This is a genomic window from Roseofilum sp. SBFL (assembly GCF_017746885.1).
Taxonomy (GTDB): domain Bacteria; phylum Cyanobacteriota; class Cyanobacteriia; order Cyanobacteriales; family Desertifilaceae; genus Roseofilum.
Genome location: NZ_JAGHZH010000178.1, coordinates 42,020 through 49,964, shown reverse-complemented (window position 1 = coordinate 49,964; position 7,945 = coordinate 42,020). Strand labels below are relative to the sequence as shown.

Sequence of the window (7,945 nt, the reverse complement as noted above, 5' to 3'; positions counted from 1 at the left end):
TTTTTGGGCAAGTAACCCTCTAACCTGATGCTATAGTTATGCGATCGCGACCATTGAGTTGAGGTTTTCAGCAAAATACTACCGAAAAAGGTCGCTATAGCGACCTTTGAACTACCTTGTCACCCCTTGAGGTGAATTACATTTATTGTCCACACCCGGTTTTGAGGCTATTGCTATGGCAGCCGATCAAAAGTCAAAAGCGCGATCAGCAACTCGTGAAAAGATTTTGCAAGCTGCTAGTCAAGTCATCCTGAATAAGGGTGTGGAAGCATTAACCCTGGATGCAGTTGCTCGGCAAGCAGAAGTTAGCAAAGGAGGATTGCTCTATCACTTTCCGAATAAGAATGCATTGATTATTAATTTGGGCGAGCAACTGCTACAAAATTTTGAAGCCGCTCTACAGCATGAGTTTGAACAAGATGATGCACCGGGAACGCCGGGACAGTGGCTCAGAGCTTATGTCCGTTCTACGGAACGAATAAGTCAAGAATCCCTCGCATTGTTCGCCCGTTTATCATCCATCCTTGTCGAAATACCACCTGAACTATTGCAATATTTTGCTGCCTATGAACAGCGATTTAATCAACATCTTGAAGCCGACGGACTCGATCCAGTACAGGCGAGGATTATTCAGTTAGCCATTGATGGACTATGGTTTTCAGAAGTCTTTCAAATGCTTGTACCCAATGCAGAAATGCGCGATCGCGTTGTGGAAACCTTATTAACGATGACGCGCTCTGTTCCATCGACCGATTAAGTCAGTATTGACAACTTCTAAAAGTCAATCAACTCGCTGATTCTGGGAAGTTCCATATCGTTTCAATCCAATTTTAAGGAGATTTTTCATGCAAGGTCATCAAATGCAAGACGCAACTCAAAATCCGGCAAAAGCGATCGCGAATGCGAATATTGTTCCTCTGAAACCATCCGATTTTACAATGGCATCAGAATATCTTGCAGCCGCATTCAGCCAAGATCCTATGATCGGTTACTTTTTGCCGGAAGAAACCGCAGCCAAGAAAAGGGCGCTTCAGCACTTTAGCCGATCCTTTCTCAACTTCGCGCAGCTATACGGTCACATTTATACCACTGCTGACGATCCTAAAGGAGTAGCCATTTGGTTACCTCCAGAAGCATTTCACATTTCGCTGCCACAGCTCTGGCAAGTGCTAACATCAGGACTCATGATCAGTCCATTGTATATGCGTTGGAGTCGGATACAGGAATTTTTGGCATTCTTAAACATGGAGATTCAAATGCACGACCAGCTTTCTCCAGAACCTCATTGGTATTTAGGGATGCTAGGCGTTTCGCCAAAATGCCAGGGACAAGGAATTGGAGGAATGCTGCTTCAGCCAGTCTTGGAAGAATTAGATCGCACCAAGATGCCTTGTTATTTAGAAACAACTACTCCCGGAGCCGTGCGGTTCTATCAGCGGCATGGGTTTGAAGTAGTTCACCAAGGAATGTTTGCCGATCGCCAGTATTGGTCAATGAAACGCTATCCCCAAAGCTTATCCGAATGAGACTCATACTTCAATGATGGCGATCGCGGCAGACATCCTAAACATGCGATCCAACCCAAATATCAAAGCCAATATGCTCTAGATTGGGATAACAACTCCGGTAATAGGCCTCACTTACAAACAACCTGAGAACAGAGTTAATTAAACTTCTGGTTGTTCATCGGCTAGAGCTTGACGGACTTTCTGAAAATCCATAGCTCCAGCAATACGAATACCTTCGGGGGTGGCGTAGGCAACCTCTGGATAGGGTTTAGGCAAGGAATGTTGGGGCGCTCTGGCAACTTGACCGGCAATACGAACTTGAGTTGGCTCCATATCTAAAGCCATAATCACACATTCTGGGTTCCCGATCGCCCCCGCATGGGCAACTCCTCGCAATCTTCCCCAAATCAGGATATCGCCATCGGCAACAATGGAGGCTCCGGGATTAACATCTCCTTGGATAATTACAGTTCCCTTATGGCGAATTTCCACACCCGATCGCAACGTCGTCTGTAAATAGAGGGGTTCTTCTTGCAGTTGTAGGGGTTGGGAGGGAGCCGACTTGAGGGGATCGGTGCGGGTAACTTGTTGCACCGAATAGCCACAGGTGGCGGCTGCTACGGCAGTTTGGCGGCGTTGGGTTTCCACCTGTTCTAATTGAAGTTGAGATTGTTTCAGAATATCGGCGATCGCCTGGAGTTGGCGCATATCCAATAAACGGTCTTCGGCGATTAAATGAACCGGTACATTCGATTCTCGCAGGCGATCGCTGCCTTTGAGCAACACCTGAATTTGTTGAAACAACTCCGTCCAAGTACAGCTTAATTCCCCCTCTGGGGGTAAAACCAACTGAAAATGAGTATCTTGGGATTTCAACTTTACCGGAATATCTTTGAGCGATCGCTGTTCCGGGGGGGACTCTGGGTCAAATTCTGCACCTTGGCTTCCCTCAGCAACCCCCTCTAGAGATCGATCCTCTTGCTGTGGAGTTTCGGGGAGGGGTGCAGGCAGTTCTGAAGCCACAGCATCAACGGGTTGATCCGGAGTCTCCTCTGAAGGAGCCGCATCTAAGCTGACAGCAAAAGTTAAGGAAGCGGGGGAAACAGAAGATTCAGGCATGAGCGATCGCATTTTGCATTGCTTTTAGTGCATTATATAGCGCCCGGTGCTAGTCATTATCAAAACTTAACTCATGTCCACCCAGGTAATTGTTGACAGGCAAGCCTATGCAGAACTGTGTTCCTTTGCCAAGTTCTGACTCAACTTTCAAAGTTCCTCCATGGGTTGCCAGCACAATTTGGTGAGCGATCGCCATCCCTAGCATCGTTCCTTTTCCTATGGGTTTGGTTGTAAAAAAAAATTTAATATTTTAGCCCAAGTCTCTCGAGTCATGCCCATGCTAGCATGAATATCGATCGCTTTGTGCTGGGCTTCGTCTAACCGAGAGAAACTACGCAAAGAAAGAACAATACTAGAGTATCGATGTTAATCATAGAGTAATTTGGGATAGGTTAAGTGAGGCGATCGCCTTTGTCATCTTCCCAACGATTACAACTGGCTATCACCCGGTTAATGTTTCCCTAATCCAAAACAGACCTTAGTGAAGCTTTTCCATCGCTGTCTCTTCAGCCACTTTTTTGCCTTCATCCAACAGATATTCTAAGAAAGCTGTTGCAACCACGGATAACTGTTTACCATTGGGATAGACGACAAACCAATTGCGTTCAATGGGGAAATGCTCCACATCAAGGATTGCCAGCTTTCCAGTAGCGCCTTCTAGGGCTAAGGTATGCAAGGATAGCACCGACAGACCTAAACCGCCCACGATCGCCTGTTTAATGGCTTCATTCGAGCCTAATTCCAGTTTCACTTTAACGCTAATATTCTCCTCATTAAACAGTTTCTCAACGGCACGACGAGTTCCCGATCCCTCTTCCCGCATAATAAACTGTTCCCCAGATAAGCGCTCAATGGGAATCTTTTGTTGTCCTACTAGGGGATGTTCTCGCTGGGCTAAAACAACTAAGGGATTTTCCAGAAACTGGTGAGCTGCCACATCTAAATTTTCCGGCACTTGGGAGAGAATATAGAGATCGTCGAGATTTTCGGACATGCGGGCTAGTAATCCTTCATGGTTAAACACCTGAAGAGCAAAATCTACACCCGGATAGCGTTGACAAAAGGGCCCCAGTAAGCGAGGAACAAAATATTTGGCAGTGGTGATTACACTGAGTTTAAGCTGTCCTTGTTTCAATCCCTTTAAGTCAGAAATGGTCATTTCCAACTGGGATATGCGGTCAAAAACATCACAACAAGCCGCGAAAAGTTCCTGACCTGCCTCTGTCAGATATAATCGTTTACCAATTTGTTCAAATAAAGGCATTCCTACAGCCTTCGTTAATTGCTTTACTTGCATGGAAATGGTAGGCTGGGTTAAATATAACTCTTCTGCTGCCCGCGTAAAGCTGCCGTGACGGGCTGCGGCTTCAAACACTTTTAATTGATGCAGAGTAGCTTGCCTCAAAACCTGTTCCTCAATTAGAAATTTTTATTCATAGATATAAATCTATCATATTTATTATCAATAGTGCATTACCCCTATCGATATTCTTGCGCTATCATCAGGATCAGAAAGAGCGAAAGAAACCCTTCCGAAGAGGATGCTACCTGGCGATCGCCAGTTGGAGAGGTTGGCACAGGACACCCAAATTCCTAGCTTTGCAGTTCGCCCCATTTTGGCAGCAGTAAAGTATTTCCCTCTTGAGCTGAAACGTTCGACGGCGTAGCATCTTTTTTTTCACTATTTCATCCCATGTTCACAAGGGGGGAAATAAACACTTGTCACTGCGATCGCGCTTGCCTCCCGTAGGCGAATCACTTGGCTTTCTCCACTTATTCCATGGCGAGATCGCTCCTGTTGGTACTTGCTGCTCCCGTAGTGGCGATCAGGGGCTTATAGTCAATTTAAATAACAGTCAGAGTCATACCATACCCATTATATCTTCATTTTCTTTTATGAAGTGCAGCTTCATAAAGAAATGGTATAGCCTTCTTCTATCACTCTGGGAAAAGTAAAAAAGTAATGCAGCCACTATAAATACCTCTGTTACACAAATGCTTTTCTTTTTTCAACTACTATTAAACCTTGCTACTCTAGTTTCTCTTATCTTAACAGCAATACTTCACTACAGGCTTTGGCAAGTGCTGCCAAGTCGCTATGTCAAAGGTACCAGTCCAGTTAAAGCAGTTGGATTTCTATTTATCCCCGTTTTTAATACTTTTTTCTGGAATTTCATTTGTTACCAGCGACTTGCCAAAGGACTTTATCGATTTATAAAAAATCATGAGCATAATGGTGATAGATACCATAGTGTTGATACTGATACAGTCAATTACGCACCACTTGGATTCATTGTTGCATGTCTTTTCTTCTTAAATCTTTTTGCATTCTGGAAAACTCTAGCAGTGATTGTACTGATTTCTAAAAACATTGCCTTGGGATTTTTTTATTACCAAATGACGGAATATGCTAATGAGGTTTTGTATATTAGAGATAGTCTTAGTAAAGAACAATCAAATAAAAAAAATTACATCATGATTAATTGGGCAAGCTTAGATCCGGCAGCCTGTTCAGGCATTCAATTGCCCAGGCTAAGCTTTTATAACACCTATGCAATTGACTGACCTGAATAGCGATCTCCAATCTCGTAGTGCTGTGAACACAGCGTCAGGGCACTACGCCGATTTCCTAGCCTTGATTGACCTCTAGCAGGCGAGAGGTAAAAAAGCGATCCATCCAGGATTCAAAATAAGCTCGGTTGGCCTGTTTTTGCTCTGGATCGGGGGTGTCGAGGGGATAGGGAGTTAATCCCTTAATGGCTGCTGTGGTAACGCAGTACATGGACTTCTGGAAACTAACACAAATTTTCACTAACAGGTCATCTTCGCCGCGACGACTGCGTTGATAAAAGTCGTGTAAATAATCGGGGAGAAAATGACGCATATCGTGCATTAGTAAAGTAGGGGGAATGCCTGCACCTCCGGTGGGGAGGGGGTCAGCGTAAAGTGCTCCATAGTTAAATTCCGCTTGTTTTCCTGGAATTTGTCTAGCTTGGGCGTTGTAAGAAACAGTTCCGAGGAAGGGCGTGCCGCGAAAGAAGATGGTATCGACGTAGGGAACGGCAGTTTCCATTAAGAATTTGAAGTTTTGGGAAGGGGGAATGAGGTCGTAGGGTTTACCGCTAATGGTTACTGTGTAGGTGATGGGGGTATTGGCGGCAGCGACTAAACCCGCGAGAACATGCTCGACGACTTGGGGAATAGATTGGATCTCTTGGCAATCGTAGCGGTCTGAGAGGTCGATAAACATATCACTCATGACGCGCCAAAACTGACCTAGGGCACTGGTATAGACCATTTGCCGTACTTGTTCGGGGAGAAAGTCGGGAAAGAGTTTATGGAGTAGTTGCACCCCTGGGTTGTATTTAATTTTAGCCGCGATCGCCTGTTCTGCATATTGGGCAAAGGTGGGGCTATCGAGATAGGTATCCATTTCTCCACCGCCATGCCAGAGCATCACGCGCATGACATATTCGGCATATTCATAATTAATGCGATCGTGCCACCAATGTTTGAGCAGTTTTTGCAGAGTTATTTCCCCATTAAAGTACTTAAAGAAGGGGAAGAGGACTAAAAACTGTTCCTGAGCCATATAAATCAGGTTTTTGGAATAGGCATCCAGAACGACTCCATAGCTTTTGAGAATACCCACTACTTCCAGAAGATTTTCTTGAGAGTGGGGTAGCAATTCACCACCGGCTTCTAGACGTTCAATGTAGGAGGCAAGGGGATGTTTAGAGGGGGAAAGGGCGATCATGGGGTAATGGGTAATAGGTAATAGGTAATGGGTAATAGGGGAATAATGCAGAATTCTCCGTGTCCCCGTGTCTCCGTGCCCCCGTGTCTTGCCCACTCAAAATGGTGTTACTCGGAAACATGGCCGTACTGGTGGCTTCGCTCCACTGGACGAGGGTACTGGGAAAGAGACCGAAGAAGACGATCAAGAGGGTTAGGGCGATCGCCGGAATGCGATCTGACCACTGCACTGGGGGTAGGTTTTGCACGACTTCGGAAAGGCGGCCAAAGAAAGTACGATTCACTAAGAGGAGGTAATAAACAGCAGTTAAGCCGGTTCCCACCATACAGGTGAGGGTGGGTATGGGGAAGGTGGGAAAACTACTCCAAAAGACGAGAAATTCGGAGACAAACCCAATCATACCGGGAATTCCGGCGCTGGCCATCACTCCCATAATCATTAAGCTGCCAATGAGGGGTAGTCCGCGCTCTGGGTTCAGGAGTCCTTTTAAGATATTGAGATCGCGGGTTCCGGTTTTTTTGTAGACGACTCCCACGACTAGAAAGAGAACAGCAGAAATCAAACCATGGCTAACCATTTGCACGATCGCCGCTAGGAAACTGAGGGAGGTTGCCGTTGCACCAGCGAGCAATATATAGCCCATATGGGCGACGGAGCTGAAAGCGACCATTTTTTTCATATCGGTCTGGGCGATCGCACTCAAGGCTCCATAAATGGCGCTAACAGCAGCCCAAACTGCTAGGCCAGGAGCGAGGAGACTCCAAGCATCAGGAAGCAGGAGGAGGCCGAACTTGAGCAGTCCGTAGGTTCCCAGTTTCAGCAATACGCCAGCGAGGAGAACGGAGATGGGAGCAGAGGCTTCGACGTGAGCATCGGGAAGCCAGGTGTGGAAGGGAACCAGGGGAATTTTAATGCCAAAAGCGAGCAGGAGACCCCCAAGGAGGATCAGTTGGGTTCCCAAAGGTAGGGTTTGAGCGATCGCCGGGTCATAGCTAAACGTACTGGCTCCGCTTAACCAGGTGATGCCCAGGAATGAAGCCAAGAGGGCAATACCGGAAACGGCGGTATACATTAAAAATTTAGTTGCGGCATATCCTCGGCGCTTTCCACCCCAGATGGCGATCAGGAGATAGAGGGGAATCAGTTCGAGTTCATAGAAGAGGAAGAACAGGAGATAATCTTGGGAACAGAAGGCTCCAGAAACGCAGGAGTTAAGCAGCAATAGCAGGGCATAATAGAGCCTAGGCCGTTGGATTTGACGATCGCTGCTTGCAATGGAGACGAATGTTAATAAGCTGTGGAGTAAGATGAGGGGAAAGGATAGGCCATCAATGCCCAGATGGTAGGTTAGGCCTAGGGCTTCTAACCAAGGTACGAATTCTGTCAATTGCAGTTGGGACTGATGGGGATTAAATTGGAGAGCGATCGCCACTGTCCAACCCAATAGGAAAAGGCCGAGGGCAATGGCCAGTTTGCGTATGGTTTCAGGTTTGATTTCAGCGGGCCAGAAGGCGATCGCTGCTGCACCTAAAACCGGGCCCCAGATCAAAACACTGAGCAT

The 7,945-nt window shown here is 46.4% G+C and carries 9 protein-coding genes; 4 read left to right on the top strand and 5 right to left on the bottom strand.

What is annotated here, in order from left to right; all coding sequences use genetic code 11:
- Nucleotides 1–175: 175 nt before the first annotated feature.
- Both J7545_RS19575 and J7545_RS19570 read left to right on the top strand, forming a co-directional pair.
- Entirely contained in the window at nucleotides 176–757 is a 582-nt protein-coding gene (locus J7545_RS19575; protein ID WP_318720033.1) for a TetR/AcrR family transcriptional regulator, read from the top strand.
- A gap of 88 nt (nucleotides 758–845) precedes the next feature.
- A complete protein-coding gene (locus J7545_RS19570) occupies nucleotides 846–1,526 on the top strand; it encodes a GNAT family N-acetyltransferase (protein ID WP_318698738.1) in 681 nt (226 codons plus the stop codon).
- A gap of 141 nt (nucleotides 1,527–1,667) precedes the next feature.
- Here J7545_RS19570 and minC read toward each other — a convergent pair whose 3' ends face one another.
- From minC to J7545_RS19560, 3 genes are all read right to left on the bottom strand, one after another.
- Entirely contained in the window at nucleotides 1,668–2,627 is a 960-nt protein-coding gene (gene minC / locus J7545_RS19565) for a septum site-determining protein MinC (RefSeq protein WP_318698739.1), read from the bottom strand.
- 49 nt (nucleotides 2,628–2,676) lie between these two features.
- A complete protein-coding gene (locus tag J7545_RS24210) occupies nucleotides 2,677–2,847 on the bottom strand; it encodes an ATP-binding protein (RefSeq protein WP_413039296.1) in 171 nt (56 codons plus the stop codon).
- 258 nt (nucleotides 2,848–3,105) lie between these two features.
- Nucleotides 3,106–4,032: a LysR family transcriptional regulator gene (locus tag J7545_RS19560; protein WP_318698740.1), complete on the bottom strand. Its 927-nt coding sequence runs from the start codon at nucleotides 4,030–4,032 to the stop codon at nucleotides 3,106–3,108.
- A gap of 136 nt (nucleotides 4,033–4,168) precedes the next feature.
- Between J7545_RS19560 and J7545_RS19555 the strand changes: the two genes are divergently transcribed.
- Both J7545_RS19555 and J7545_RS19550 read left to right on the top strand, forming a co-directional pair.
- Entirely contained in the window at nucleotides 4,169–4,294 is a 126-nt protein-coding gene (locus J7545_RS19555; protein WP_318720031.1) for a hypothetical protein, read from the top strand.
- A gap of 328 nt (nucleotides 4,295–4,622) precedes the next feature.
- Nucleotides 4,623–5,192 carry a hypothetical protein gene (locus J7545_RS19550; protein WP_318698741.1) on the top strand — a complete coding sequence of 190 codons (570 nt, stop codon included), beginning with the start codon at nucleotides 4,623–4,625 and terminating at the stop codon, nucleotides 5,190–5,192.
- A 64-nt stretch (nucleotides 5,193–5,256) separates the two neighbouring features.
- On the opposite strand, the gene J7545_RS19545 is transcribed toward J7545_RS19550, so the two are convergent.
- Both J7545_RS19545 and J7545_RS19540 read right to left on the bottom strand, forming a co-directional pair.
- The gene (locus J7545_RS19545; protein WP_318698742.1) at nucleotides 5,257–6,384 is read right to left on the bottom strand and encodes a CO2 hydration protein; all 1,128 of its coding nucleotides are present in this window, start codon (nucleotides 6,382–6,384) and stop codon (nucleotides 5,257–5,259) included.
- Nucleotides 6,362–7,945, bottom strand: coding sequence for an NADH-quinone oxidoreductase subunit M (locus J7545_RS19540; RefSeq protein WP_318698743.1), 1,584 nt, complete (start codon nucleotides 7,943–7,945; stop codon nucleotides 6,362–6,364). Before J7545_RS19540 ends, J7545_RS19545 begins: the two co-directional genes overlap by 23 nt.